Origin of the sequence: Streptomyces marianii (assembly GCF_005795905.1) — a bacterium.
GTDB classification, from domain to species: Bacteria; Actinomycetota; Actinomycetes; order Streptomycetales; family Streptomycetaceae; genus Streptomyces; species Streptomyces marianii.
The window spans coordinates 4,544,809-4,569,589 of sequence record NZ_VAWE01000001.1 but is presented as its reverse complement, the minus strand read 5'-3'; the positions used below and the strand labels follow the sequence as shown (position 1 = coordinate 4,569,589).

At 72.7% G+C, this 24,781-nt stretch carries 28 protein-coding genes; 10 read left to right on the top strand and 18 right to left on the bottom strand.

What is annotated here, in order from left to right:
* Nucleotides 1-98: 98 nt before the first annotated feature.
* Nucleotides 99-224, bottom strand: coding sequence for a hypothetical protein (locus FEF34_RS43715; RefSeq protein ID WP_267905242.1), 126 nt, complete (start codon nt 222-224; stop codon nt 99-101).
* Nucleotides 225-699: 475 nt separating this feature from the next.
* On the opposite strand from FEF34_RS43715, the gene FEF34_RS20595 reads away from it, so the two are divergent.
* Both FEF34_RS20595 and FEF34_RS20590 read left to right on the top strand, forming a co-directional pair.
* Nucleotides 700-1,542 (top strand): nitroreductase/quinone reductase family protein, encoded by an 843-nt coding sequence (locus FEF34_RS20595; RefSeq protein WP_138054477.1) that lies wholly within the window; start codon nt 700-702, stop codon nt 1,540-1,542.
* A gap of 78 nt (nt 1,543-1,620) precedes the next feature.
* Nucleotides 1,621-3,060, top strand: coding sequence for an MFS transporter (locus FEF34_RS20590; protein WP_138054476.1), 1,440 nt, complete (start codon nt 1,621-1,623; stop codon nt 3,058-3,060).
* Here the strand turns inward: FEF34_RS20590 and FEF34_RS20585 are convergent.
* The 3 genes from FEF34_RS20585 to FEF34_RS43010 all read right to left on the bottom strand — a co-directional run bounded on the left by FEF34_RS20585 (nt 3,036) and on the right by FEF34_RS43010 (nt 5,935).
* Complete coding sequence (locus FEF34_RS20585) at nt 3,036-4,160, bottom strand: phosphotransferase (RefSeq protein ID WP_138054475.1); 1,125 nt, start codon at nt 4,158-4,160, stop codon at nt 3,036-3,038. The genes FEF34_RS20590 and FEF34_RS20585 overlap by 25 nt on opposite strands.
* 153 nt (nt 4,161-4,313) lie before the next feature.
* Entirely contained in the window at nt 4,314-5,054 is a 741-nt protein-coding gene (locus FEF34_RS43015) for an HAD family hydrolase (protein WP_234042475.1), read from the bottom strand.
* Nucleotides 5,051-5,935, bottom strand: a complete 885-nt coding sequence (locus FEF34_RS43010; protein WP_234042474.1) for a winged helix-turn-helix domain-containing protein — start codon at nt 5,933-5,935, stop codon at nt 5,051-5,053. The genes FEF34_RS43015 and FEF34_RS43010 overlap by 4 nt, the downstream gene beginning before the upstream one ends.
* A 192-nt stretch (nt 5,936-6,127) precedes the next feature.
* On the opposite strand from FEF34_RS43010, the gene FEF34_RS41365 reads away from it, so the two are divergent.
* Nucleotides 6,128-6,295, top strand: coding sequence for a hypothetical protein (locus FEF34_RS41365; RefSeq protein ID WP_171053029.1), 168 nt, complete (start codon nt 6,128-6,130; stop codon nt 6,293-6,295).
* 129 nt (nt 6,296-6,424) lie between these two features.
* Here the strand turns inward: FEF34_RS41365 and FEF34_RS20575 are convergent, their stop codons facing one another.
* Both FEF34_RS20575 and FEF34_RS20570 read right to left on the bottom strand, forming a co-directional pair.
* Nucleotides 6,425-7,675: a GNAT family N-acetyltransferase gene (locus tag FEF34_RS20575; protein ID WP_138054474.1), complete on the bottom strand. Its 1,251-nt coding sequence runs from the start codon at nt 7,673-7,675 to the stop codon at nt 6,425-6,427.
* Between the two features lie 380 nt (nt 7,676-8,055).
* Entirely contained in the window at nt 8,056-8,706 is a 651-nt protein-coding gene (locus FEF34_RS20570; RefSeq protein WP_138054473.1) for an RsiG family protein, read from the bottom strand.
* A 146-nt stretch (nt 8,707-8,852) separates the two neighbouring features.
* Between FEF34_RS20570 and dtd the strand changes: the two genes are divergently transcribed.
* Complete coding sequence (gene dtd, locus FEF34_RS20565) at nt 8,853-9,278, top strand: D-aminoacyl-tRNA deacylase (RefSeq protein ID WP_138054472.1); 426 nt, start codon at nt 8,853-8,855, stop codon at nt 9,276-9,278.
* A 158-nt stretch (nt 9,279-9,436) separates the two neighbouring features.
* Here dtd and ygfZ read toward each other — a convergent pair whose 3' ends face one another.
* From ygfZ to FEF34_RS20550, 3 genes are all read right to left on the bottom strand, one after another.
* A complete protein-coding gene (ygfZ, locus tag FEF34_RS20560) occupies nt 9,437-10,417 on the bottom strand; it encodes a CAF17-like 4Fe-4S cluster assembly/insertion protein YgfZ (protein ID WP_138054471.1) in 981 nt (326 codons plus the stop codon).
* A gap of 10 nt (nt 10,418-10,427) precedes the next feature.
* A complete protein-coding gene (locus FEF34_RS20555; RefSeq protein WP_171053028.1) occupies nt 10,428-10,865 on the bottom strand; it encodes a Fur family transcriptional regulator in 438 nt (145 codons plus the stop codon).
* 266 nt (nt 10,866-11,131) lie between these two features.
* Nucleotides 11,132-11,704: an FABP family protein gene (locus FEF34_RS20550; protein ID WP_138054470.1), complete on the bottom strand. Its 573-nt coding sequence runs from the start codon at nt 11,702-11,704 to the stop codon at nt 11,132-11,134.
* Nucleotides 11,705-12,037: 333 nt separating this feature from the next.
* On the opposite strand from FEF34_RS20550, the gene FEF34_RS20540 reads away from it, so the two are divergent.
* Nucleotides 12,038-12,400, top strand: coding sequence for a DsrE family protein (locus FEF34_RS20540; RefSeq protein ID WP_138054469.1), 363 nt, complete (start codon nt 12,038-12,040; stop codon nt 12,398-12,400).
* Between the two features lie 73 nt (nt 12,401-12,473).
* On the opposite strand, the gene FEF34_RS20535 is transcribed toward FEF34_RS20540, so the two are convergent.
* From FEF34_RS20535 to FEF34_RS20505, 8 genes are all read right to left on the bottom strand, one after another.
* Nucleotides 12,474-12,749 (bottom strand): DUF3099 domain-containing protein, encoded by a 276-nt coding sequence (locus tag FEF34_RS20535; protein ID WP_093661261.1) that lies wholly within the window; start codon nt 12,747-12,749, stop codon nt 12,474-12,476.
* 110 nt (nt 12,750-12,859) lie between these two features.
* Nucleotides 12,860-13,147: a DUF1416 domain-containing protein gene (locus tag FEF34_RS20530; protein WP_017945923.1), complete on the bottom strand. Its 288-nt coding sequence runs from the start codon at nt 13,145-13,147 to the stop codon at nt 12,860-12,862.
* A gap of 44 nt (nt 13,148-13,191) precedes the next feature.
* Nucleotides 13,192-14,037: a sulfurtransferase gene (locus FEF34_RS20525; protein ID WP_138054468.1), complete on the bottom strand. Its 846-nt coding sequence runs from the start codon at nt 14,035-14,037 to the stop codon at nt 13,192-13,194.
* Between the two features lie 155 nt (nt 14,038-14,192).
* The gene (locus FEF34_RS44275; RefSeq protein ID WP_352103060.1) at nt 14,193-14,273 is read right to left on the bottom strand and encodes a putative leader peptide; all 81 of its coding nucleotides are present in this window, start codon (nt 14,271-14,273) and stop codon (nt 14,193-14,195) included.
* A gap of 544 nt (nt 14,274-14,817) precedes the next feature.
* On the bottom strand, nt 14,818-15,507 hold the full coding sequence (locus tag FEF34_RS20520; RefSeq protein ID WP_138054467.1) for an LmeA family phospholipid-binding protein: 690 nt from the start codon (nt 15,505-15,507) through the stop codon (nt 14,818-14,820).
* A 103-nt stretch (nt 15,508-15,610) separates the two neighbouring features.
* Nucleotides 15,611-16,816 (bottom strand): hypothetical protein, encoded by a 1,206-nt coding sequence (locus tag FEF34_RS20515; protein ID WP_138054466.1) that lies wholly within the window; start codon nt 16,814-16,816, stop codon nt 15,611-15,613.
* A gap of 10 nt (nt 16,817-16,826) precedes the next feature.
* Complete coding sequence (locus tag FEF34_RS20510) at nt 16,827-17,081, bottom strand: MoaD/ThiS family protein (protein ID WP_138054465.1); 255 nt, start codon at nt 17,079-17,081, stop codon at nt 16,827-16,829.
* A gap of 40 nt (nt 17,082-17,121) precedes the next feature.
* Nucleotides 17,122-18,081 (bottom strand): alpha/beta hydrolase, encoded by a 960-nt coding sequence (locus tag FEF34_RS20505; RefSeq protein ID WP_138054464.1) that lies wholly within the window; start codon nt 18,079-18,081, stop codon nt 17,122-17,124.
* Between the two features lie 285 nt (nt 18,082-18,366).
* On the opposite strand from FEF34_RS20505, the gene FEF34_RS20500 reads away from it, so the two are divergent.
* The 5 genes from FEF34_RS20500 to FEF34_RS20480 all read left to right on the top strand — a co-directional run bounded on the left by FEF34_RS20500 (nt 18,367) and on the right by FEF34_RS20480 (nt 23,787).
* Nucleotides 18,367-19,161: a response regulator transcription factor gene (locus tag FEF34_RS20500; RefSeq protein WP_138054463.1), complete on the top strand. Its 795-nt coding sequence runs from the start codon at nt 18,367-18,369 to the stop codon at nt 19,159-19,161.
* Nucleotides 19,162-19,184: 23 nt separating this feature from the next.
* The gene (locus tag FEF34_RS20495) at nt 19,185-20,210 is read left to right on the top strand and encodes a LacI family DNA-binding transcriptional regulator (protein WP_138054462.1); all 1,026 of its coding nucleotides are present in this window, start codon (nt 19,185-19,187) and stop codon (nt 20,208-20,210) included.
* A gap of 387 nt (nt 20,211-20,597) precedes the next feature.
* Entirely contained in the window at nt 20,598-21,611 is a 1,014-nt protein-coding gene (locus FEF34_RS20490; protein ID WP_138054461.1) for a S1C family serine protease, read from the top strand.
* Nucleotides 21,612-21,631: 20 nt separating this feature from the next.
* The gene (locus FEF34_RS20485) at nt 21,632-22,357 is read left to right on the top strand and encodes a response regulator transcription factor (protein ID WP_138054460.1); all 726 of its coding nucleotides are present in this window, start codon (nt 21,632-21,634) and stop codon (nt 22,355-22,357) included.
* Nucleotides 22,354-23,787: a sensor histidine kinase gene (locus FEF34_RS20480; protein WP_138054459.1), complete on the top strand. Its 1,434-nt coding sequence runs from the start codon at nt 22,354-22,356 to the stop codon at nt 23,785-23,787. Before FEF34_RS20485 ends, FEF34_RS20480 begins: the two co-directional genes overlap by 4 nt.
* Here the strand turns inward: FEF34_RS20480 and FEF34_RS20475 are convergent.
* The gene (locus FEF34_RS20475) at nt 23,752-24,627 is read right to left on the bottom strand and encodes a phosphatidylinositol-specific phospholipase C (RefSeq protein ID WP_138054458.1); all 876 of its coding nucleotides are present in this window, start codon (nt 24,625-24,627) and stop codon (nt 23,752-23,754) included. The genes FEF34_RS20480 and FEF34_RS20475 overlap by 36 nt on opposite strands.
* Nucleotides 24,628-24,781 lie beyond the last annotated feature (154 nt).

The window sequence follows — 24,781 nt, the reverse complement described above, 5'->3', positions numbered from 1 at the left end:
ACCTCGGCCGGGCGTCGGTCGGGACCGGCAGGGGCGAGGGGCAGGGCCGGCGTCCGCCCACGCGCCGCCCGGCACCGCCCCGGACGAATCCACCGACGTCAGACGTTCGGGACGCTCGACAGGACGGCCATGTCCTCCTCGGTCAGCCGCAGCGCGCCCGCAGCCACGTTCTCCTCCAGATGCGCGAGGGGGGCCGGCGGTGTTCTCCCGGACGTCCCGACCACCGCCGTATTCCCTTTCACGGACCGGAAATCGGTGTTGCCCACAAGCCCGTTGGGCATTAACTTGAGCGAGTGACTGCCGGGTCGGCCATGGGCCACGAACGAGTAGGGCACCCGGCCTCGGCGTGATGCCGAGGCGGGCGAGAGGCCCGCCTTTTCCGCTTTCCGCGGCGCGTGTCGTCGACCGCCTTCCTCGGAACCGAAGCGCACACCGTCCTGTGCCGCGCACACGCGCGTGAGCCCGCACGGCCGTAAGCGCGTCCGCCCCGGACATGCACGCCCGCAGGACGTACGCACCGTACCCGTGACGTATCGCACCGCCCGCGTGCCCGTACGCGTCGCGCCGCTCGTACGCCCCCCCCCGCGTGACGCGCCGCTCCCCATCCGCCCCGAGTCGCCGTGACGCGCCGTTCCAGGGGTGAATTCGCCGTGCCCGAAAACCGGGAAAACAGAAGAATCCACCAGAAGAAGGCAGAGAATGCCGAACGATTTCAATCAGCAGGTCATCGATGAGTTCCGCGCCAACCGCGGCCGCGTCGGAGGCTGTTTCGAGGGAGCCCGGCTGCTCCTTCTGACCACCACCGGAGCACGGTCCGGCGCCCCGCACACCACCCCTGTCGGCTACCTCCCCGACGGCGGCGAACGCGTTCTCGTCATCGCCTCCGCGGGCGGCTCGCCGAAGCACCCCGACTGGTACCACAACATCCTCGCGGACCCCCGGGTCACCGTCGAGGACGGTGTCTTCACCTACGAGGCGGCCGCCGTGGAGCTCCGGGGAGAGGAGCGCGACCGCGCCTTCGCCCGTGCCGTGGAGGCGGATCCGGGCTGGGCCGAGTACCAGGCGAAGACCGAGCGCGTGATCCCGGTCGTCGCCCTCGAGTCGGTCGAGAACGGGCCGCCGAGCACGGGCACCACGTCCATGGGCGAGGCGATCAAGGCGGTCCATGACGCCTTCCGGCGCGAACTCGCCCTGATCCGGGCCGAGACCACCGCGTCCGGCCCCAGGCTCGGCGCCCAGCTCCGGATCAACTGCCTGACCCTCTGCCAGGGCCTGCACAACCACCACACCGGTGAGGACACCGCCCTCTTCCCCTTCCTCGCCGGACGGTACGAGGAACTCGCACCGGTCATGGACCGGCTGCGCGAGGAGCACGGGAGGATCGCGGCACTCCTGGACGAACTGCGCCGCGTCGTCACGGCGGACGGCACCGAGCCCGCACTCGTTCAGGCCGAAGTCGGGCGGCTCACCGAGGAGCTGGAGGCGCATCTCATCTACGAGGAGGAGCAGTTGGTCCCCGTTCTCGACGCCGCGGCGCGCTGACCGCCACGGTGGCCGGCGGCCCCGGGCGTGCGGCTCGATCACACGCCCGGGGCGGGGCCCTGCTCGTATCCATGAGTGATGCCCCGCAGCACATCCTCATGGCGCCCCGCCTTCGTCCGGTACGTCGTCGGCCGCGGGGTGTCCACCGCCGGGACGGCGCTCGTCAACGTCGTGCTCGCCTTCGCGGTCCTCGCTGCCGGCGGCGACGGGTTCTCCGTCGGTCTCGTCCTGGCCTGTTCCGTGCTGACGCAGACGCTGCTGATCCCGGTCGGCGGGGTGGTGGCGGACCGGGTGGACCGCAGGACGGTCGTCGTACTCGGCAACGCGGCACTCGCCGCCGCCCACGGCACCACGGGTCTGCTGCTGCTCCTGGCCCCCGAGCGGGTCACGGTGTGGATGTTCGCCGCAGCGGCGGTGACGACGGGTGCGGCGGGCGCCGCCGTCCACCCGGCGTTCCAGGGGCTCGTCGTGCAACTGGTGCCGCCGACGGCGCTCCAGGGCGCCAACGCGAGCCTGCGACTGGTGCTGAACCTGGCGCGGATCGCCGTGCCCGGTCTCGGGGCGGTGCTCGCCACGGCGTTCGGACACGGGCAGGTGCTGATCGCCGCGGCGGTGGCGTTCGGCGCGTGCTCCGCGGTGCTCGCGGGTCTGCGGGTGGTGACGCCGCCACGCGCGGTCGGCGCCGTGCTCACCGGCGCACGCGAGGGCTGGGCGGCGTTCCGCAGCCGGCCGTGGCTGTGGGGGTACGCGCTCGCCGGGACCGTCGCCGTACCGCTGTGGCTCGCGGGGTACCAGCTTCTCGGTCCGCTCGTCCTCTCCGGCCGGGCGGGCGGCCAGGCCCACTGGGGCTGGGCCGTGTCGGCGTTCTCCGGGGGCATGGTGCTCGGGTCGCTGATCGCGCTGCGCTGGCGGCCGCGGCGGGTGATGCTCGCCTGTGTGCTGGTGCAGCTGGTCTGGCCACTGCCCCTCGCCGTGCTCGCCGCACGTCCCGAGCTCCCGTGGCTGCTCGCCTCCATGCTGGTCGGCGGCGTGAGCCTGGAACTCGCCGTGGTGTTCTACGAGACGGCCAGGCAGCAGCAGGTCCCGGAGGGACTGATCGGCCGGGTCACGTCACTGTCGATGTTCGGCGAGACCGCGCTCGTGCCGCTCGCCTACGTGCTGGCGGGGACGGTCGCCGACCGCATCGGCTCGACGTCGGTGATGTGGGTCTGCTGTGCCGGCATCCTCGCCGTCACCGTGGCGCTGCTGCCCGTACGCGATGTGCGCCGGCTCCGGCGACTCCCCGCCGCCGGGCGGGGTGTGGCGACGGCGGAGGCCCCCGGGCCCGACGAATTCCCCGAGTCATCCGGGTCCGGTCAGTCCGGCGGGTCCGCCGGGGAGGCCAAGTGTCTGACCCGCTCACCCCGTCCGACCGGTCGGCGACTCGCCGTGGATCGCGCCTGTGTGGTGCGCGGGACTGCCGGCCATGGAACTCCCGGGCGCGTCTGCGCTGTTCACGTGGCGGGCGAGGTGAGCTGAGCGCGGCGCTTGCACCAGGCTTGCAGGGCATCGGCGATCTGCCACGGCTCGGGCACGGAGCCCAGCCCGAGCGGACCGGCGCCGCGCAGCATGACCCGGTGCAGACGCCCTGCCGTCTCCTCCAGCCGCGCCCTCCCGGCCCCGGAGCCCGCGTCGGGGTCCGGGCCGCACACGGTCAGTGCGGATCGGATGACGTCCGTGAACACCGACTGGGCCTCCTTGAAGGCCAACAGGAGCTTCAGGTCGTGCCGCCACCCCCGGGAGGCCCCCGGCCGGGCCCTCTCCACCCGGTGCGCCCAGTCCCGGGCGACCGCCACGGCCTGCCGGTTCGGGTAGCCGGCCAGATGGAGATGGGTGGCCAGGTCGTAGAGGGGATCGCCGGCGATCGCGAGCTCCCAGTCGATCGTCCAGAGCGTCCGATGGGCGTCCAGGACGAGGTTCTCCCGATGGAGATCCCCGTGCAGGAGGCAGAAGGGGCGCTCCCGCAGCCCTTCGGCACGGTCCCGGAGCCCCTGCAGGGAGCCGTCCGTGACGCCCAGAACCTCGAACAGGTCCCCGAATTCGGACTCGTTGTCCTGGTAGACCCGGGTTTCGACGAACCGGATCAGCCCTCGCAGAAATCCCGCGGTGTCTCCGTCGCGGGGCCGGTCGGCCGGACGGCAGGTCCGTTCGAGGTCCAGGTCTACCGGCTGGATCACCACCAACTCGGCGAACAGACGGAGGAGTTGTCCGACGACCTCCCAGGGCAGCCACCCCTCGCGCCCGTATCGTGTGCCCAGTGTGACGCCCTCCACGAATCGCTGCAGCGGAACGCCCTCGACCTCGACGATCTCGGGCACGCCGCCCACCCGTCCGCGGAGCTCCCCGATCAACCGCTCCTCGGACGCGAAGCACCTGCGGTCGAACCAGAGGAGTCCCGGCTTGGGCTCACGGCACTTCCAGCGCACCGTGCCGTCCACACCGAGTGCCCCGGCCACCTCGGGCGGCAGGGGGATCACGTACGTCTCGTGGTGATGGCCCTCGATCGGCCCCTCGACCCGGTTTTCGTCACGGCTCAGGGAGATGGCTCGCCGACGTGCGGCGGACATCGGTTCGCCCATGGCCGCAGCCCTCTTGCCCAGTGGTACCGAAGTGAGGAGTGCACGCTACCTCCTCACGGACCCTCCCGTCCCACGTACGCACCTCCCGCCCCACCGCGGGCGTCCTCGAATGCCCCGTGCGGGTGACGGCGCTTAGGTCATGACCGAATACACCTAAGGGCGGCGGCGCCGGACGATCGCGAGCACCGGGTCCAGTGATTCCACGATCACCGCGGCGCCGGCCGCGCGGAGTCGTTCCGCACGGCCGGCGCCCTGGGCGTAGCCGAGGAAGCTGACGCCCGCGGCGCGGGCCGCTCGCAGGTCCGAGGGGGTGTCACCGATCATCAGGGCGCCCGCCGGGGTCGCACCCAGGGAGTCCAGCGCTCGCAGCACACAGTCCGGGTCGGGCTTGAGGAGGTCGAGGTCCGGGGCACGGCCGTGGATGTGGGGGGCGAAGCACTCGCGCAGACCACGCCCGATGAGGTACTCCTCTGCCGCACGGGGCGAGTTGTTCGTGGCGACGGCCAGTCCGGCCGCGACCGCGCTCCACGTTCGGATCAGGGGATCCGCGTAGGCGGTCGGCCAGGCGCTGCGGGTGGCGAGCAGCTCCTGGCGGGTGAGCTCCCGCTCCAGCCCCTCGACCACGTCGCTGCCCGGGTGCAGCCGGCCCACCGCCCGAAGTACGTCGTGCGGGTCCTTGGCGGCCCGCTGCTCGTCCGTGAGCCGCACCTCGCCGCCGTGCCGGTCCAGCCAGCCGACCAGGCTCTCCGCGACCCCTGCGGCGCGGTGGCGGGCGAAGAGGCGGCAGATGGGGCCGTCGAAGTCGAAGAGGACGTGGTCGGCCCCGTTGATCAGATCCTCGATGGTCTCCGCCACGCGCGCCGCCTGTTCGTCGAGTGCCGCATCAGTAGTCAAGAGAGTGTCAGGTTCATGGCGATGGTGCTCCACAGTGCGTCGAACCACTTGCTCGACTGTTCCACGAAAGCGGCGTCCCGGGGCCCGTTGCCGGCGTCGAACGGGAAGAGGAGCGACTGCGTGCCGAGGGTGTCGAACATCTCCACGGTGGTCGCGTCGATCTCCTCCTCCCGCCTGGTCACGGTGTAGTACGCGAAGAGGGCCTCGGTGCCGTTGAGCACGTAGAGCTTCACCGGCGGGGTGAACGGCAGCGCGCGGAAGGCGACCGTGACGTCGATGCCGTGGGAGACGCGCAGCGCCTGGAGGTTGTGGCGCAGCACCATGCCCTGGGCGTTGCGCTGCGCGAGCCAGCGCTGGTGGATCAGGTCGGCCTCGTCCGTGTCGGCGACGGACGTTGGGAAGGCGAGGTCGATGTTGCGGTCGGGCAGCAGCAGCCGCACCTCGACCGACTCGGGCCGGATCCGGCCCTCGTGGATCAGCCGCAGCGGTTCCGCCAGGGCCAGCATGAGCGTCTCGGCCGTGAGGCACAGGGCGTCTATGCGCACCTCCGGCACCGAGAACGCCTTCGCCAGCTGCGGCGCCAGGGCGACCATCGTGGGCTGGGGCCGGACGTCCTCGCCGTCGCCCGAGTCGCCCGGGCGCTCGGCGATCCGCGCCGGGGCACCCCGGGTGACATGAGTGAGGAGGCCGTCGTCCTGGAGGAGTCTGAGGGCCTGCCGTACGGTGCCGCGCTCCACCCCGAACTCCTGGACGAGCTGGGACTGCGTGGGCATGTGATCGCCGGGCCGGAGCGCACCGCTGTCGATCCGGCCGCGCAGTACATCGGCGATGTCGTGATGTGTCGGCTTTCTTCCGTCCACCGTGCCGTTCTCGTGGTTCACAACACGACGCTACAACTCTTCCGGAGTTATGGGGAGTTACCGAACGCGGGTTAGTCGACATTGCCAAGCGGGGACAACTTCAATTGAGTTGGCGCCAACTTAACAAGACATGGGCGAAGTGAGGCCACATCGACCCGAGTTGGCCGATCTTCGACGACTGCGCTCCTCCCCGACCCCAAGGAGGGACCTGACATGCCACTCATCGCCTTCGCCCTCGAGGAGTTCGTCCAGTGGCGGTTCGGCCTCATGGGCGCGATCGGCCTGGGAATGCTCAGCTTCGGTCTGCGCGCCAGGAACGCCGCGTTCACCGGCGTGGGCAGCGTCGTGCTGGCACTGCTGCTGCACTCCGCCTCGGTGTGAACCCGGCGGGCGGCCCCGCCGCCCGCCGGGTTCGGCCGGCCTCCCCTGCCGCCCCGCCCCCGGCACACGCCACGCCCCCACCCACGCCCACCCACGCCCGGTCAGGCTCGTCCGGCTCCGGTCCGGTGCTCAGAACATGTCCGGGCACCATGCCCGCCGCCGTGCCCGGAACACCGCGTCCGCCAGGGCCGCCACGCCGGCGCGCTCCTCCGCCACCCGCCCCAGCTCCATCAGCCGAAGCAGCGACTCGTCGCCCAGATACAGCGACCCCAACGCCCCCAGGTCCATGGAGAGATCGGCCGGCAGCTCGGTCGGGCAACACCGCGCCGCGCCTCCGGGCGCCACCTCCAACCGGAACCGGCCGCCCTCCAGGCCCAGCGGGTCGTGCACGTGCAGCACCAGGGTGCCGGGGGTGTCGTACGTACGCGCCTCCAGCGCCCGTGCGATGTCCAGCAGCCGCACCCACAGGAAGTCCGCGCAGGTGACGGTCCGGGCGGCGCGCGGATCGGGCAGCAGCAGGGGAAGCAGGTCGTCGGGGGCCCGCCGCCCCGTCCTCACCGTGGTGACCCAGTCCACCGAGCACACGAACTGCCATAGGGCCCGCTCGGCCGCGGGCGACACCGCGATCAGCTTCTCGACCGCCAGCGTCGTGTCCGGCTGCCCGGCGTCGGACCAGCCGGAGGCCTCGGCCCGGTAGACCACCAGACCCTCCACCTCACCGGCCGCCGAGCGGTACACCGCGTAGAACGGCTCCTTCCAGGGCTCGGGCCCCGCCTGGGCCGCGCCCGTGTTCACCTGCCACCAGCGCTCGTCGCGGTCCGTCGCCCCGGCCCGGCCGGCACGGAAGCGGTCGTACAGCTCGGGGCCGAACTTGCGGACCTCCTCGCCGTCGGCCAGATCGATCCGGCCGCCGTCCTCGGGGCCCGACCAGCGCGGGTCGAGCCCGGTGCGCGCCACGTCGACGCTCCACTCCGTGAAACAGGCCGCGGGACCGAAGCCGTACCGACCGTAGATCGGGAACTCGGCCGCGATCAGCGTCGACACGATCTCGCCACGTTCCTTCGCGGCCGCGAGATCCGCCGTGATCATCCTGTTGAGCAGGCCGCGCCGGCGGTGCGTCGGCGAGACGGTGACGTTCGAGACGGCGTTCGCCGGTACCGCGGCGCCGCCCGGGACCGTGAGCTGCTGAGTGTAGGAACGGTACGTCGCGACACAGCGGCCCGCCTCGAAGGCACCCTGCACCCGAGGCAGATCCAAGTGCGGCAACCGGTCGGCGGCCAGTTCCTCGCTCACCACCGGGGGCTGCAGGAACCCGGTCCTGCAGGCGCGCAGCCAGTCGGCGATCTCGGGCTCGGTGACGGGGCGCACTTCGGGGCTCATGACACCCACGCTATGCCGCCCCGCCCCGCTCGTCACAGGGATTACGGGCGCCGTCCGCAGGCCCCGGCCCCCTCCTGCCGACGGATCGACCAGGGTCCGCCCGGGCCGGCGGCCCGGCCTCCCGCCACGGTCGGAACGCCGGCCCGCACCGCCCCCGGGTGGAGCGGCGCGTGGCGGACGGGACGGAGACGGGGACGGAGACGGGGCGACTGTCGTGACTCCGCCCACCGCTGAAGCGGCGGGCTTCCTGCGTCGGTGGCCAAGCACCGTCGCAGAGGACCAGCCCGGCCCTGAGGGGCGGCAGTCTCCCGGGACGACGGGACCCGGACGGCTCAAGCACCGACGGCACGTGCTCGAACGGCGTTTCGCGTGAGCGGCGTTCAGATGAGCAGGTCGTCCACCTGCGCCTCGCCCTCACGGTACCTGCGGGCGATCTCCGCGCTGCAGTCGTCCGCGGTGCGCTGCAACTGCTGCCGCTGCCCGGAGACTTCCTGCTCGTAGTCCGCGAGCCGCCCCATCGCCGCGCGCAGTTCGTCGTCCGTACGCGCGTCCAGGTCGGACAGCTCGACCTCGGAGAGCATCTCCGCGGCCAGCAGCCGGTACTCCTCGCCGCGCGGCACGGACAGGGTGACGTGCCGGGCCGAACTGCCGCGCCGCGACGGCGGGTCGGCGAGGATCCGCGAGAGCCGGTCGACCACGGCGGCGTCCGGGCCGGTCCCGTCCGTGCCGGCGGTCGCGGCGGGGAGCAGCGGCGACGGCGGTGCCGAACGCCGGGACAGCTCCGCGCGCAGGATGTCGATCCGGCCCTGCAGCAGCCGCCGCACATAGCTCAGATCGGCCTCGTCCCGCTGGGACTCCTTGCGAAGGGCCCGCAGCTCCGGCAGCCGCAGGGCGGCGAGATCGCGCGCACCGGAGTCGGGACAGCTGTCGGCGGTGCGCTGCGCGGGCGGGCGGGCGGTGCCGGCCCCCGAGCAGGCACCGCGGGTCGTCTGTACGGGACCGGGCGAATGCCCGGCGCCAGGTGTGCTCATGCGTGAATCAGTCCCCTCGACCGGTGCATGAGGTCTCCCCGGGCCCGGAGGGCCGAGGGGATGCACCGACTCCGTGCATCGTGCCATCACGAACGGTGCCCATGCAGGCGGTCTGCACCCGTTCAGCCCCCGATAGGTTGGTCTGTATGCGTGCAGTGGTGCAGAGGGTCGACGGCGCGAGCGTCGTCGTGGCCGGTGAGACCGTGGGGGAGATCGTCGGCGAGGGACTGTGCGTCCTGGTGGGGGTGACCCACGAGGACACGCCCGGTAAGGCGGCGCAGCTCGCCCGGAAGCTCTGGTCGGTGCGGATCCTCGAAGGGGAGAAGTCCTGCTCGGACGTGAACGCCCCCTTGCTGGTGATCTCCCAGTTCACCCTCTACGGGGACGCCCGGAAGGGCCGCCGCCCCACCTGGAACGCCGCGGCGCCCGGCGAGATCGCCGAGCCGCTCGTGGACGAGGTGGTGGCGCGGCTGCGGGAGCTGGGCGCGCGGGTGGAGACGGGCCGGTTCGGGGCGAAGATGAGGGTCTCGCTCACGAACGACGGCCCGTTCACGGTGCTGCTGGAGGTGTAGTGAGGGGGTGCACGGGGGCGCCGCAGCCCGCAGAGCCGGGGGTGCACGGGGGCGCCGCAGCCCGCAGAGCCGGGGGTGCACGGGGGCGCCGCAGCCCGCAGAGCCGGGGGTGCACGGAGGCGCCGCAGCCCGCAGAGCCGGGGCGCCCCGGGCGGGCCCTACGGCTCGACCACGACCTCCTGGGCCGCGGCCGTGCTCCCGGCCAGCAGCTCCGCGTCCACCGGTACGTTCCGCTTCACCAGGGCGAGGGCGATCGGCCCCAACTCGTGGTGACGGGCCGAGGTCGTGATGAAGCCGAGCTGCCGGCCCTCCTCACCGTCCGCGGCCAGCCGCACCGGCGTGCCGTGCCCCGGCAGATGCACCTCGCTGCCGTCGAGGTGCAGGAACACCAGCCGGCGCGGCGGCTTCCCCAGGTTGTGGACGCGCGCCACGGTCTCCTGCCCCCGGTAGCAGCCCTTCTGCAGATGCACGGCGGGTCCGATCAGCCCGACCTCGTGCGGGATGGTGCGGTGGTCGGTCTCGAAGCCCAGCCGCGGCCGGTGCGCCTCCACGCGCAGGGCCTCGTACGCCAGGACGCCGATCGCCGGGCCGTTGGCCGCCGCGTACGACTCCAGTTCGGCACGCGGCAGGAACAGGTCGCGGCCCTGCGGGGTCTCCCGTACGACCACGCCCTCCGGGACCTCCGCGATCGAGCCGGCGGGCAGATGCACGACCGCGAACTCGTCCGTACGGTCCGCGACGTCCACCTGGTAGAAGAACTTCATCGACTCCAGGTACGCGAGGAGCGCCTCCTGGGTCCCCGGTTCGACGTGCGCCCACACCGTCTCGCCGTCGTCCACGAGGTAAAGCGCGTGCTCGATGTGGCCGTGCGCGGAGAGGATCAGGGCCTCGGTGGCCTCCCCGGCGGGGAGCTCGCTGACGTGCTGGGTGAGCAGCAGATGCAGCCAGCCGAGCCGGTCCTTGCCGGAGACGGTGATCACGCCGCGGTGCGAGAGGTCGACGAGACCGGTGCCGTCGGCGAGGGCACGCTGCTCACGGAACAGATCGCCGTAGTGGGCGGCGACACCCTCGTCGGGTCCCTCGGCGGGAACGGCGCCGGGCAGGGACAGCAGAGGGCTGATCGTTGAACGTCGCTGCATGGTCCCAAGCCTACGACTGCTCGCCGGCGGCCTTTCCCGCGCACTTCCCGCACTGGCCGAAGATCGCGAAGTGCTTCATGTCGGTGCTGAATCCGAACTTCTCGCGCAGCTCGGCGGTGAACCCGGCGGCCACGTCGACGTCCGCCTCGATCACGTCCCCGCAGTCGCGGCAGACCAGGTGGAGGTGGTGGTGCCGGTCGGCGAGATGGTAGGTGGGGGCGCCGTGCCCGAGATGGGCGTGCGAGACCAGACCAAGCTCCTCCAGAAGCTCCAGGGTCCGGTAGACCGTCGAGATGTTCACCCCGGACGCGGTCTTGCGCACCTCGACGAGGATGTCGTCGGGCGTCGCGTGCTCCAGCGCGTCGACGGCTTCGAGGACGAGCTGGCGCTGAGGGGTCAGCCGGTAGCCTCGCCGCCGCAGATCGCTCTTCCAGTCGGTGCTCACCACGGGTCCAGTGTAGGGACTGTCCCACTCCCCGGCGGGGCGCGGAGGGACGGCCATCCGTCCGCCCCGTGTCTTCCGCCGGAGCCGCGGCGCGTGCGCGGAGGGCCACCCGTGCATGTCCCACTCCCCGGCGGGGGCGCGGAGGGACGGCCATCCGTCCGCCCCGTGTCTTCCGCCGGAGCCGCGGCGCGTGCGCGGAGGGCCACCCGTGCCGCCGCTCACGCGGGGCGCTCGGCCCTCGCGGGAGTCGCCGAAGGGGGGGCGGGACGTCACTTGAAGAAGGCGATGCCGTCGTCCGGCAGGTCACCGAGGTCCTTGGCCCATGCCTCGACCTGCTCGGGCGTGACCACCTTCTTCAGGTGCGCCGACATGTACGGCCGCAGCGGCACCTCGGGGGTGGACTTCTCGCCGACCCACATCAGGTCGCCCTTGACGTAGCCGTAGAGCCGCTTGCCTCCGGAGTACTGCGGGGAGGCCGCGGTGCGCGCGACGGCGTCGGTGGCCAGGTCGATCTGCGGCTTCTTGTCCGCGAGATCGCCGTACCAGATCTCCACGACGCCCTGGTCGCGGACCATGACGACCTCGACCTTCCGGTCCTTGTCGATCCGCCAGTAGCCGGACTCGCTCTCCAGGGGGCGGACCTTCCTGCCTTTGGAGTCCAGCACCCAGCTGTGGGAGACGTACTCGACGAAGTCCCGGCCGTCGTGGCTGAAGGTCACGGACTGGCCGAAGTTGCACTTCTCCGAGCCGGGGAAGTCGGACACACCCGCGCCCTCCCAGGTGCCGAGGAGAAACGCGAGCGGCACGAGGTCGGGGTTGAGGTCGGAAGGGATCTCGATCATGGCTGGCTCTGTCGGTCAGTGGGATACGGGACTAGCGCTGGCCCTGGTACAGCTTCTTCACGGCCAGGCCGGTGAAGGCGAGCACGCCGACACACACCAGGACCAGCAGAAGTTCGAAGAAAACAATCACGGGTGCTCCTCGGGTGAGCGCGAAGGCAGATCGGGCCGCACCCCAGCTTAGTGGGCGGGGGCGCGGCCCTCTCCGCGAGGTCAGCCCAGCAGGTGGTTCTGCAGGACGACGGTCTGCAGGCGCGTATTCCGTTTGTCCGCGCTCACACGACTGTCCCGCGCCCCCGATCATGGGTCGCGGCCGAGCCGATTACAGTTCGGCATATGGCGAAGAAGCTCGTGATCAAGGTGACCGCCGGGGCCGACGCCCCCGAACGCTGCTCGCAGGCCTTCACGGTCGCCGCCGTCGCCGTGGCCAGCGGGGTGGAGGTCTCGCTCTGGCTGACGGGAGAGTCGTCGTGGTTCGCCCTGCCGGGCCGGGCCGGGGAGTTCGAGCTGCCGCACGCGGCACCGCTGCCTGACCTGATCGACTCGATCCTGGCGGCGGGGCGGATCACCCTCTGCACGCAGTGCGCAGCGCGGCGCGAGATCACCGAGGAGGACGTGATCGAGGGAGTCCGGATCGCGGGCGCGCAGGTCTTCGTCAGCGAGGCGATGGCCGACGGCACGCAGGCGCTCGTCTACTGAACGGGTGCCCGGCTCCCGGGATCGGGCAGCGGGCACGAGCGGATCGGGCAGCAGGCGGGCTCGTTCCCGCGCGTCACGGGCGCGGGCCCGAGCCCGGCTTCCTCTTCCCGTCCAGTTCGTCCCACCACTCGTCGGACTGCGGGTCTCCGGACGGGTCGTCCCACCAGCGGTCCTCGGGGCCGCGCCGGTTCGCCACCACCGCCGCGAGCGGAGGGATCACCATGGCGACGACGCACATGCCGACGGCGACCGGCACCGACCAGAGGCGTACGAAGGCCCAGGCGGACACGAAGAGGACGAGGCATCCGCCCATGAGCAGGAAGTAGGCGTGACGGCGCCGCGCGTACATGCCTCCAGCGTAGGTCGCACCGCCCACGACGGCACGAAGGACCGCACCACGTCCAGGAAAGCGTCCAACCCCCTGGGGTGCGGCCCTTCGGCCGGTTCGGTCGACTGCCGTCAGACGGCGATGGCCACCTCGGAGAGGCCACCGGTCTGCGCGACGACCGTACGGTCCGCCGTGGCGCCCGGGACGAGGGCGCGTACGGTCCACGTCCCCTCGGCCGCGTAGAAGCGGAACTGTCCGGTCGCCGAGGTCGGGACCTCGGCAGTGAACTCGCCGGTCGAGTCCAGCAGACGCACGTAGCCGGTGACCGGCTCGCCGTCGCGGGTCACCTGACCCTGGATGGTGGTCTCACCGGGCTTGATCGTCGAGGCGTCGGGGCCGCCGGCCTTCGCTCCACACATGCTTTTCTGTCCTTACGGTCGAGGGGTCCGGAGGTCCGGGGTGCTTACTTGTTCGCGCCGAGCTCGATCGGCACGCCGACGAGGGAGCCGTACTCGGTCCACGAGCCGTCGTAGTTCTTGACGTTCTCCACACCGAGCAGCTCGTGCAGGACGAACCAGGTCAGCGCGGAGCGCTCACCGATGCGGCAGTAGGCGATAGTGTCCCTCGCCAGGTCGACCTGCTCCGCGGCGTAGAGGGCCTTGAGCTCGTCGTCCGACTTGAAGGTGCCGTCGTCGTTGGCGTTCTTCGACCACGGGATGTTGCGGGCGCTCGGCACATGGCCGGGGCGCTGCGACTGCTCCTGCGGCAGGTGGGCCGGGGCGAGCAGCTTGCCGCTGAACTCGTCGGGCGAACGGACGTCGACCAGGTTCTGGCTGCCGATGGCGGCGACGACGTCGTCGCGGAAGGCGCGGATGGCCGTGTCCTGGGCCTTGGCCCGGTACTCGGTGGCCGGGCGCTGCGGAACCTCGGAGCCGTCGACGAGGTCGCGGGAGTCGAGCTCCCACTTCTTGCGGCCGCCGTCGAGGAGCTTCACGTCCTGGTGGCCGTAAAGCTTGAAGTACCAGTACGCGTAGGACGCGAACCAGTTGTTGTTGCCGCCGTAGAGGACGACCGTGTCGTCGTTCGCGATCCCCTTCTCGGACAGAAGCTTCTCGAAGCCGGCCTGGTCCACGAAGTCACGGCGGACCGGGTCCTGGAGGTCCTTCTGCCAGTCGATCCGGACGGCGTTCTTGATGTGGTTCTTGTCGTAGGCCGAGGTGTCCTCGTCGACCTCGACGACGACGACCTTCGGGTCGTCCAGGCGGGCCTCGACCCAGTCGGCGTCTACCAGGACGTCGCTGCGGCTCATGCTGTTTCTCCTCCGGGGCAGTGTGCGGCGAGTGGTGCGCTGGGGTGTCGCGCGGGGATGTGCGGGTGCGCCGCAAGGGCGTCAGGCACAAGGGTTGGCCCTGATCCGTTGGCAGGTCAGCGGGCCCGGGGAATACGGAAGTCGAACGCTTCCGCTCAGATGGCGCGACAGAGCATGGCGGCGACACGGCACAGGTCGACTGCCCGCCGCTTCGTGAGATCCGCCTGTCGCTTCATGGGTCCGATCGTAGGGACGAGTCGGCGGCTATGTCACCGGCGTGTCGCATTCTGAGACGCGATCGTCCGAAAGGTGGAATGACCGGCCTCCGCCGAGGCCCCTCGAGTCGCCGTCCCGGGCCGCCGCCGGGACGGCTTCTGCGGACCGGACACGACCGTCTCAGTATCCGGCCATGCCCCGCATCGGGGCGCGGCGGCCCGGCAGGCCACCGGTTCACGACCAGGGGGCGCTGCGCGGATGCACCACGGCGCGGGCAGGGACCGGCGCGGACGGCTCCGCCGCCACGGACCCGGTAGGCGGGACCACCGCCCCTGCGACCTGCCCGCGAGCGCCGGCGGCGGGGCGGCGGGGCGGGACCTCGGCTCGATGCGCCGGGCGGCCGAGAGGCCGAGAGGCCGAGAGGCCGAGTGAAGGCCGGGCCGGTACCCAGCGCCCGGGGCGGCGGGGCGGGGCGGCGGGGCCTCGGCTCGGTGCACCGAGAGGCCGGGAGGCCGACAGGCCGGGCCCGGCGGCTGGGCGGTTGGTGGGCAGGTGGGCAGCTGCTCAGCCGGCCAGCGGAACGTTCATGCCCGAGACGGTGATGACGAGGCCGTTCTCCTCCGCCTGCACCTTCTCCAGCTTCATCCCCTGCGGCAGCCCGCTGATCCTCCGGTCGAAGTCGGTCTTCCCCCGGATCAGGTCCTCGAGCCCCGGTATGCCCTCCCCGGGCACCCTGTCGGCCCGCACCCGGATCGTGTCGGCGTCGACGAGGCTGACGGTGGAGACCACGCTGCGGGAGATCGTGCGGCCGAGGACGCCGACCGATCCGGTGACCTTCACCTTGCCGTTCCCGCCGTAGGCCAGCGTGACGTCCTCGTCCGCCGCCGCGGCGAGATCGGCGTACGAGATACGGGCCGTGCCGGTCGCCGTCGTCGCCGTCGCGCTGGAGAAGTCCGCGCCGAGCCGCACGTCGTGCAGAGCGGCCGACATCTCGGTGATGACCACCCGGTGCCCGTCGGCGCTGGCCTCGATGCCCCGGACGGTGACGTCCACGCGCTCGAGCTCCTTCCCGGCGACCTGGGTCAGGAACGGGAAGCCGGCGATCGACACCTCCGTCTTCCCGGACAGGCCCTGGCGCGCCTTGACCTTCTCGGCGGCCTCCGACTCGGCGTAGTTGAGCAGCAGCCGGTCGGCGGCGACGAAGAGCCCGCCGAGGATCACCGCGGTGATCAGCAGTATTCGCAGTGCGCGCACGCCTGGTTCCCCCACCCTTGTCGCGACCGCCCCGAACGAAGGCGGACTGAATGATCGACGTCCCGGGGCACGCCAATGGTTCCCGCTCGGACCGGACCAGGCCTCACCCGAGCGCGCGGCCCAGCAGGTGGACGATCGGCGCCGCGGCGGTGAGCGGCAGCGCGACACCGGCCGTCATGTGCACGAAGCGGGACGGGTAGTCGTAGCTCGCCACCCGCAGGCCGACGAGCGCGCAGAGCCCCGCGCCGAGGGCCGGGAGCGCGGCCTCCGCGCCCGCCCCGGTGACCGCGCCGGCCGCGATCCCCGCGCCCGCGGCGGCCAGCAGGGCCACGGCCGCCGAGGCGGCTCCGGGAAGCGGGAGCGCCCGGGCCAGGGCCGCGACGGCGACCGCCGCGCCGCCGGCCGCGACCGCGGCCGGGGCGGCGGCCAGGAACCCGGCCGCCACGATCGTCAGCGCCGCGGAGGCGATCGTCGCCATGAGCCCGTACATCCGCTCGTCCGGGGCCGCGTGGCTGCGCAGCTGTAGCACGAGCGTGAGCAGCACCCAGACGCCGAGGGTGCCGACGAGCGCGGCCGGGGCGTGCTCCCGGCCCGCGGCCAGCAGCACGGCGTCGGCGACGAGACCGCCGGCGAAGGCGAGCGCGATGCCCTGGCGGGCGGGCCACATGCCGTTCAGCCGGAACCAGCCCGCCGCGGTGAGGCCCTGCAGCGCGACAAGCGGAACCAGCAGCAGGTACGGCGAGACGCCGGCGGTCGCCGCGAGCAGCAGGCCGGTAAGGGCCGTGAGACCGGCGGGCCGCATCCCGGGCGGGATGATCGGCGACCGGCCCTCGGCGCGGGCGCGCTGGGCGTCGGTGACGCGGGCGTTGCCCAGGGTGGTGGGCGTGCCGTAAGCGGCCTCGGCGCCGCCGGGGGGAACGGGAGCGGCCGGCCGTTCGGCGGCCGGTCCGTACGGGGCCCCCTGCGGCCCGTGGGCCACGGGTACGCCCGGGACCGGGGCCACGGCGGGGCCGGCGGCGGGCGCGGCCGGCATCTCCGGCGGCAGCGGGTACGCCCCCGGCGCAGCGCCGACCGGCGGCAGGTACGCGGTCTCCGCGGCGGACTGCGGGTACTGGGCGCTGTGCGGGTACTGGGCGCTGCGCGGGTACGGGGCGCCCTGCGGGTACGGGGCCTGCTGCCCGGGTTCGGCCACCGGCTGGTACTGGGTGTCCCAGGTCTGCCCTTCCCACGTCTGGGTGACGTGGGGGTCCGGAGGGTTCTGCCCGTGGGAGTCGTGCGCGCCGTACGGATACTGCTGATCGCTGCTCATGCTGTGCGGTTCACCCTCCTGCGAACGGCGGGAGCACCTCGACCGTGCCGCCCTCGGCCAGCCGTACGGTCTCATGCCCGCGGGTCCCGACGGGCGCGCCGTCGACGAGGAAGGAACACCGCTGGAGGACGCGGACGAGCTCGCCCGGGTGCCTCTCGCGGGCGGCGTCCAGCGCCTCGGCCAGGTTCTCCGCGGCGTACGGCTCCTCGGCCACACCGGCGGCGGCCTTGGCCGCGGCCCAGTAGCGGATGGTCCCCGCTGCCATCGCGGTACTCCTCTCTCCCTCGTCGACTGTCCATCATGGGCTATGCGCGGACGAGCCAGTCCCCGAGGCGCCCCAGGAGCGCTTCGCCGACCGCGTTCTCCGCGTGCCCCATGCCCGGTTCCAGCCACAGCTCGGACGGTCCGGCCGCGGCCAGCGTCCGGGGGTGGTCCAGCGGGAAGTACGGGTCGCGGTCGCCGTGGACGATCAGCAGCGGGGTCGGCGCGATCAGCGGCACGGCCTCCACCGGGGAGAGCGGCACCGGGTCCCAGTCCTCGGGATGGATCCGGGTGCGCAGACCGTGGCGCCCGACGAACCGGCCCACCGGCCGGGTGACCACCCAGTGGAGCCGGCGCATCGGCGCGGTCCCCCGGTAGTACCAGCGGGCCGGCGCGCTCACGGCCGCGACGGCGTCGGTACGGCCGGCGGGGGCGTCGGGCGCGAGCCACGGCTCAGCGGCGTCCCCGTGCGGCCGCGCCCGCCTCCCACGCGTGTCGAACCCGTCGCCGGGGTCCGCAGCGGCGCGCTCCCCCGCCCGACCGGCGAAGGCCGCCCCGTACAGCGCCGCGTGCCGCAGCACCACCGAGCCGCCCATCGAGAAGCCGACCGTGACGACGCGCCGGTGCCCCAGGGACCGCGCCCAGGCGACCGCCGCCGCCAGGTCCAGCACCTCGCGGTCACCGACGGTCGAGTGCCCACCGGACCGGCCGTGCCCGCGGAAGGAGAAGGTGACGACCGCCGCCCGGCGAGCGAGGACACGAGCCGCCCGGCGCACCGCCGGGCGGTCCACCGAACCGGTGAAACCGTGCGCCACGACGATCGCCGTGCCGGCGTCCGCGGCCGTGGGACCGCTCCCGGACCTCCTGCGGGACCGGTCCGTGCAGGGCTCGTGGAGGGCCTCCACGAGGACTCCGTCGGAGGTCCTCAGCGTTGCGCGCAGGGGACCCGGGGTGATCGAGGAAACATCCACACTGTGAAATCGGCCCTCCGACACGGATGTCATGTGGGCTATTCTGCTTGGCAGAGGATCCGGGCGACGCAGCCCCCGGGTCCTTTTGTGTTTCCAGGCCGTTGTTACAGACAGGTGAACGAAACGATCGCGGAACCCGGGGCGCGGGTGCCGCGGCCGGGCAAGAAGCAGTTGCCGCATACTCCCCCGCGGCCTTCGGGCGTGGAAGGACCCCCTCTCGCAGGGACGAGGAGGAACCGACGTTATGGGCGAGCGAAACGTGCACGACCGAGAAACGACGACCCGGGCAGGGGAGACGGCCGGGGCAGGTGGGGCGCGATGAGTTCTCTGCTGCTCCTGACCAACGCCCTCCAGCCGTCCACTGAGGTGCTTCCCGCCCTCGGCCTGCTGCTGCACAACGTACGCGTGGCTCCGGCGGAGGGCCCGGCCCTCGTCGACACCCCGGGCGCCGACGTGATCCTGGTCGACGGCCGGCGCGACCTCCCCCAGGTGCGCAGTCTCTGCCAGCTGCTCCGCTCCACCGGGCCCGGCTGCCCGCTCGTGCTCGTCGTCACGGAGGGCGGTCTGGCGGCCGTCACCGCCGACTGGGGCATCGACGACGTGCTGCTGGACACGGCCGGCCCCGCCGAGGTGGAGGCGCGACTCCGGCTGGCGATGGGCCGCCAGCAGCTCACCGCCGACGATTCGCCCATGGAGATCCGCAACGGCGACCTGTCGGTGGACGAGGCGACGTACAGCGCGAAGCTGAAGGGCCGGGTCCTGGACCTGACCTTCAAGGAGTTCGAACTGCTGAAGTACCTGGCCCAGCACCCCGGCCGGGTCTTCACCCGGGCCCAGCTGCTCCAGGAGGTCTGGGGCTACGACTACTTCGGCGGCACGCGCACGGTAGACGTCCACGTACGGCGGCTGCGCGCCAAACTCGGCCCCGAGCACGAGTCCCTGATCGGCACCGTGCGCAACGTGGGCTACCGCTTCGTCACGCCGGAGAAGGCCGAGCGCGCGACGGACGAGACGGCCGCGGCCAAGGCGAAGAAGGCGTCCGCCGGGTCCGCCGCCCCCGCGGCGGACCCGGCCGAGAGCGCCGAGGCCGCCGTACGCCCTGCCCAGAGGTAGGTCACCACGCGTAGACTGCGCGCGTGGCCAAGGTGACGCGGGACGACGTGGCGCGACTGGCGGGTACTTCGACCGCTGTCGTCAGCTACGTCATCAACAACGGACCCCGGCCGGTCGCCCCGGCCACGCGCGAGCGCGTACTCGCCGCGATCAAGGAGCTGGGCTACCGGCCCGACCGGGTCGCCCAGGCGATGGCCTCGCGGCGCACCGACCTCATAGGCATGATCGTGCCGGACGCCCGCCAGCCGTTCTTCGCGGAGATGGCGCACGCGGTGGAGCGGGCCGCGGCCGACCGCGGAAAGATGGTCCTGGTCGGCAACTCGGACTACCGCGACGAGCGCGAGGTCCACTATCTGCGGGCCTTCCTCGGTATGCGGGTCGCCGGGCTGATCCTGGTGAGCCAGGGCCCGAGCGAGCGGGCCGCCGCGGAGATCGAGGCCTGGGACGCCCGGGTGGTGCTGCTGCACGAGCGCCCCGAGGCGATCGACGACGTCGCCGTCGTCACGGACGACATCGGCGGCGCGCAGCTCGCGACCCGGCACCTGCTGGAGCACGGGCACCCCTACGTGGCGTGCCTCGGCGGGCTCGAGGAGACCCCGGCGGTGGGCGACCCGGTGGCGGACCACGTCGAGGGCTGGCGGCGGGCGATGCTGGAGTCCGGGCGGTCCACGGAGGGCCGGCTGTTCTCGGCGCCGTACAACCGCTACGACGCCTATCGCGTGGCCCTGGACCTCCTGTCCGGACCCGACCGGCCGTCGGCGATCTTCTGTGCGACGGACGACCAGGCGATCGGTGTGCTGCGGGCGGCCCGTGAGCTGCGGATCGACGTGCCCGGCGAGCTGGCGGTGGCGGGCTTCGACGACGTCAAGGAAGCCGCGCTGACCGATCCCCCGCTGACGACGATCGCCTCCGACCGGCCGGCGATGGCACGCGCGGCGGTCGACCTGGTACTGGACGACGGGCTGCGGGTGGTCGGATCGCGGCGGGAGCGGGTCAGGCAGTTCCCCTCGGCGCTGATCGTGCGCCGTTCCTGCGGCTGCGGCAGCTGATCTCCGGACCCGGCGACGCGCCGGGGCGGCCCGGTGGTCCGGGCACGCGGGTCCTCGCGCGTTCCGGCCGGGGCACGGCGCCGCCCGGTCCCGACGACGTGGCGGACCCCGGCCGGACGCCGCTCCCCCGCCTCGCGCCCCTCCCACCTCGCAACTCCCCCGCCTCGCGACCCTCCCACCTCGCAACTCCCCCGCCTCGCGACTCCCCCGCCTCGCGACCCTCCCACCTCGCAACTCCCCCGCCTCGCGACCCTCCCACCTCGCAACTCCCCCGCCTCGCGACCCTCCCGCCTCGCGACCCTCCCTTATATGGGGCATACAGGCTTCTGTCGGGCTTCTCAGGGCGCCCTCAGCGCACTCTCATGTACCGGCCCGAGAGTCGTCACCATGACGGACCACTACCGCAGCGGCGACGACGGCACCCACCCCACCCACGCGTACCCCCCGTACCGTTACGCGGGCTCCGGCGAGGGGGCGTACCCGCCGCCGCCCCCGCACGCTCCGGCGGCCCCCGCCCCCGCCCACCGGGCTCGCGCCAGGCGGCCCGTCGCGCTGATCGCGGCCGTGGCGATCGTGGCCGCGGCCGTCGGCGGCGGGGCGGCGACGCTCGTGGAACGGTTCACGGCGGGGAGCGCGCCCGGCACGTCCGACGGTGTCAACGGAGCGACGGTGTCCCAGAGCAGCAAGGGCACCGTCGCCGGTGTCGCGCAGGCCGTCTCCCCCAGCATCGTGGAGATCAACGCCTCGACGGGCTCCGGCGAGTCCACCGGCTCGGGAGTGATCATCTCCGCGGACGGCGAGATCGTGACCAACAACCACGTGATCGCGGGCGCGGACACCGTCAAGGTCCGGCTCAGCGACGGCAGCGCGTACACCGCGGACGTCGTCGGCACCGACCCCGACAAGGACCTCGCACTGGTCGCGCTGCGGGGCGCCAAGGGCCTGAAGGCGGCCGCCCTCGGCGACTCCGGCGCCGTGAAGGTCGGCGACGAGGTCGTCGCGATCGGTTCCCCCGAGGGCCTCACCGGCACCGTGACCAGCGGTATCGTCTCGGCCCTCGACCGGGACGTGACCGTCGCCAAGGACGAGGGGCAGGGGCGGGGGCGGCAGGACCCGCGGGGGAACTGGCCCTTCGAGTTCGGCGGCCGGGAGTTCAACGGGGACACCGGCGACTCCAGGACCACCTACAAGGCCATCCAGACCGACGCCTCCCTCAACCCCGGCAACTCCGGCGGCGCACTGATCAACATGAACGGCGAGATCATCGGAATCAACTCCGCCATGTACGCGCCGAGTTCGGCGTCCGGTTCGACCGCGGGCAGCGTCGGGCTCGGGTTCGCCATCCCCGTCGACACCGTCAAGGCGGACCTGGAAGGCCTCCGCTCCGGCGGCGGGTCCTGAGCGCGTGCGAGGCTTGGGCCATGACCTCCACACCGGATGACGGCGGACGCATCCTCGTCGTCGACGACGAGCCCGCAGTACGCGACGCCCTCCAGCGCAGCCTCGCTTTCGAGGGGTACGCCACCGAGGTCGCGGTCGACGGCGCCGACGCGCTCGCCAAGGTGGAGTCGTACCGGCCGGACCTGGTCGTCCTGGACATCCAGATGCCCCGCATGGACGGACTGACCGCCGCGCGCAGGCTGCGCTCCGCCGGCTCCACACTGCCGATCCTGATGCTGACCGCCCGGGACACGGTCGGCGACCGCGTCACCGGACTCGACGCCGGGGCCGACGACTACCTGGTGAAGCCGTTCGAGCTGGACGAGCTGCTCGCACGGATCAGGGCACTGCTGCGGCGCAGCTCGTACGCGGCCGCCGGGACCGGCGTGGAGTCCGGCGAGGTGCTGTCGTTCGCCGATCTCCGGATGGACCCGGCCACCCGCGAGGTCACCCGGGGCCCGCGCCGGGTCGAGCTGACCCGCACCGAGTTCACCCTGCTGGAGTTGTTCCTGGCCCACCCGAGGCAGGTGCTGACCCGTGAGCAGATCCTGAAGACCGTCTGGGGCTTCGACTTCGAGCCGAGCTCCAACTCGCTGGACGTCTACGTCATGTACCTGCGCCGCAAGACCGAGGCGGCCGGTGAGCCGCGCCTGGTCCACACCGTCCGCGGAGTGGGCTACGCCCTGCGGGAGGGGTCCCCGGAGTGATCCGCAGATTCCGTGCCCTCCCGCTGCGGTCGCGGCTCGCGCTGCTGACGGCGACGGCCGTGGCGGCCGCGGTGGCGGCGGTCGCCGTCGCCTGCTGGCTGCTGGCGCGGGCGCAGCTGCGCGACGAGCTCGACACCTCGCTGCGGAACACGGGCGCGCCCCCCGACTCGATCGCGACCGCCCTGGCGGCGTGCCGCGCCCCGGACCGCGCACAGACCACCGAGCGCAAGGCGTTCGCGTACATCCAGGTCATCGGTCCCGACGGTACGCGCTGCGTCACGCCGTACTCGGAGCCGGTGAAGGTGAAGCCCGCGGACATCGCGGTCGCACGGGGTCTCAAGCGGGACGTCCTGCACGGCAGCAGGACGGACGACGGCGACGAGGTGCGGGTGCACACGCTCAACGACGCCCCGAACGGCCGGGGACAGGTCACCGTCATGGTCTCCCGCCCCCTCCACGAGATCGACACCGCACTGAACCGGCTCGCCCTCCTCCTCACCTTCCTCGCCGGCGCCGGGGTCGTCGCCGCCGGAGCCGCCGGGCTGTGGGTCGCCCGCACCGGTCTGAAGCCCGTCGACCGGCTCACCGACGCCGTCGAGCACGTTGCCCGCACCGAGGACCTGACCGTGCGGATCCCGGTGGAGGGCGAGGACGAGATCGCCCGGCTGTCGCGCTCCTTCAACCAGATGACCGCCGCGCTGGCCTCCTCCCGCGACCGGCAGGCCCAGCTCGTCGCGGACGCCGGACACGAGCTGCGCACCCCGCTGACCTCGCTGCGGACGAACATCGACCTGCTGGTCCGCAGCGAGCGGACCGGCCGGGCCCTGCCGCCCGACGACCGCGCGGCGCTGCTGGCCTCCGTGAAGGCGCAGATGTCCGAGCTGGCCGCGCTGATCGGGGATCTGCAGGAGCTCTCCCGGCCGGACAGCGCGGCGCCCGGCCCGGCCCGGGTCGTCGCGCTGCACGAGACCGCCCGGACCGCGCTGGAGCGCGCCCGGCTGCGCGGTCCCGAGCTGAGGTTCGAGGCCGAGCTGCGGCCCTGGTACGTACGGGCCGAGCCCGCGGCACTGGAACGGGCCGTCGTCAACGTGCTCGACAACGCGGTGAAGTTCTCGCCGCCGCACGGATTGGTCGAGGTGGGGCTGGACCGCGGAGTGCTGACGGTGCGCGACCACGGACCCGGGGTGCCACCGGAGGAACTCCCTTACGTCTTCGAACGGTTCTGGCGTTCCCCGTCCGCCCGCGCGCTGCCCGGCTCCGGCCTCGGGCTGTCGATCGTGGCCAGGACCGTGCGGCAGGCGGGCGGCGAGGTGGAGCTGCGTCCGGCGGAGGGCGGCGGCACCGTGGCGGTGATCCGTCTGCCGGGGGCGCCCACCCCGCCGCCGGAGGCGCCGTCAGTTGTGCCGGATGAGCGAGTCGACCAGCCCTGACCGGGTGTCGGGGAAGTCGAGCACGACGATTCCGAGCCCCTTCCAGCCGCTCGCCGTGCCGTCCAGGAAGCGGTGGACGCGGGGGTTGAGGTCGTCGGAGTTCCACCTCGGCGGGAGATACGCCGAGGTGCTGACGAAGTTGACGAACAGCTTGCCGGGCTGCTCCACGGCCTTCCGCAGATGGGCCTCGACCTCGGGGTACTTGTCCCAGGGCGGGGCGTTCCAGTCGTCCTGGGTGTCGAGGACCCCGCCGTCCCACCACTTCAGTCCGGGCAGCCCACCGTTGTCGGCGATCAGGACGACCTTGCCGCGGGCCCGGCCGAGAGGTGGGAGGGCGTCGCCGATGTGGAACAGCGAGCGCCAGCCCCGTGCGTCGAGGTAGTCGTCGAAGATGGCGCGGAAGGCGGCGTCGTTCACCCCCGAGTACTCCTGCTTCACCCGCATCAGGACGGTCTCCGAGGGGTGCGCGCGCAGGAAGTGGCGGCAGGCGACGAGGACGTCGCCGAACATCATGTTCTGGTACGAGGGCCCGTGGTGGATGGCGAACGAGCCGTCGATGGCCCGGCAGCGTACGTCCAGGAAGCGGATCCCCGAGTCCAGCTGCCGGGCGACGGTGGTGTTCTGGCACTCCGACCAGGGGCCGCCGAAGCGGGCGCCGGAGTCGTGAGTGCCGGGAATGGTGAGCGTCCGCAGCGCCCTGGCGTCGTCGAAGCCGGCCAGCCAGTCCTGCGGGCCGAGCGCCCTGCGCGGCGCGGCCGCCGCCGGGCCCGGCGCGCCGATGAGAACGGACGCGGAGGCCACCGCCGCGCCCGTGAGGAAACCACGTCTGGTCAAGGACATGCTCGCCGTCTCCTTCGTCGGCCTCCGCGATGTGGGGGCGTCGCGGTCGGCACCCGGATGATGACAGACATGCCCATGACAGAAAATGAGCCGGGCGGAAACCGCGGAAAGAACCGAGGGGCGGCGGACCGGTGGTCCGCCGCCCCTCGGCATG

Coding starts and splice junctions, on each gene's coding strand:
- FEF34_RS20595 (WP_138054477.1), top strand. CDS start 700: ATGCCGAACGATTTCAATCAGCAGGTCATCGATGAGTTCCGCGCCAAC.
- FEF34_RS20590 (WP_138054476.1), top strand. CDS start 1,621: ATGCCCCGCAGCACATCCTCATGGCGCCCCGCCTTCGTCCGGTACGTC.
- FEF34_RS20585 (WP_138054475.1), bottom strand. CDS start 4,160: ATGGGCGAACCGATGTCCGCCGCACGTCGGCGAGCCATCTCCCTGAGC.
- FEF34_RS41365 (WP_171053029.1), top strand. CDS start 6,128: ATGCCACTCATCGCCTTCGCCCTCGAGGAGTTCGTCCAGTGGCGGTTC.
- FEF34_RS20575 (WP_138054474.1), bottom strand. CDS start 7,675: ATGAGCCCCGAAGTGCGCCCCGTCACCGAGCCCGAGATCGCCGACTGG.
- FEF34_RS20570 (WP_138054473.1), bottom strand. CDS start 8,706: ATGAGCACACCTGGCGCCGGGCATTCGCCCGGTCCCGTACAGACGACC.
- dtd (WP_138054472.1), top strand. CDS start 8,853: ATGCGTGCAGTGGTGCAGAGGGTCGACGGCGCGAGCGTCGTCGTGGCC.
- ygfZ (WP_138054471.1), bottom strand. CDS start 10,417: ATGCAGCGACGTTCAACGATCAGCCCTCTGCTGTCCCTGCCCGGCGCC.
- FEF34_RS20550 (WP_138054470.1), bottom strand. CDS start 11,704: ATGATCGAGATCCCTTCCGACCTCAACCCCGACCTCGTGCCGCTCGCG.
- FEF34_RS20540 (WP_138054469.1), top strand. CDS start 12,038: ATGGCGAAGAAGCTCGTGATCAAGGTGACCGCCGGGGCCGACGCCCCC.
- FEF34_RS20535 (WP_093661261.1), bottom strand. CDS start 12,749: ATGTACGCGCGGCGCCGTCACGCCTACTTCCTGCTCATGGGCGGATGC.
- FEF34_RS20530 (WP_017945923.1), bottom strand. CDS start 13,147: ATGTGTGGAGCGAAGGCCGGCGGCCCCGACGCCTCGACGATCAAGCCC.
- FEF34_RS20525 (WP_138054468.1), bottom strand. CDS start 14,037: ATGAGCCGCAGCGACGTCCTGGTAGACGCCGACTGGGTCGAGGCCCGC.
- FEF34_RS44275 (WP_352103060.1), bottom strand. CDS start 14,273: ATGAAGCGACAGGCGGATCTCACGAAGCGGCGGGCAGTCGACCTGTGC.
- FEF34_RS20515 (WP_138054466.1), bottom strand. CDS start 16,816: ATGAGCAGCGATCAGCAGTATCCGTACGGCGCGCACGACTCCCACGGG.
- FEF34_RS20510 (WP_138054465.1), bottom strand. CDS start 17,081: ATGGCAGCGGGGACCATCCGCTACTGGGCCGCGGCCAAGGCCGCCGCC.
- FEF34_RS20505 (WP_138054464.1), bottom strand. CDS start 18,081: ATGACATCCGTGTCGGAGGGCCGATTTCACAGTGTGGATGTTTCCTCG.
- FEF34_RS20500 (WP_138054463.1), top strand. CDS start 18,367: ATGAGTTCTCTGCTGCTCCTGACCAACGCCCTCCAGCCGTCCACTGAG.
- FEF34_RS20490 (WP_138054461.1), top strand. CDS start 20,598: ATGACGGACCACTACCGCAGCGGCGACGACGGCACCCACCCCACCCAC.
- FEF34_RS20485 (WP_138054460.1), top strand. CDS start 21,632: ATGACCTCCACACCGGATGACGGCGGACGCATCCTCGTCGTCGACGAC.
- FEF34_RS20475 (WP_138054458.1), bottom strand. CDS start 24,627: ATGTCCTTGACCAGACGTGGTTTCCTCACGGGCGCGGCGGTGGCCTCC.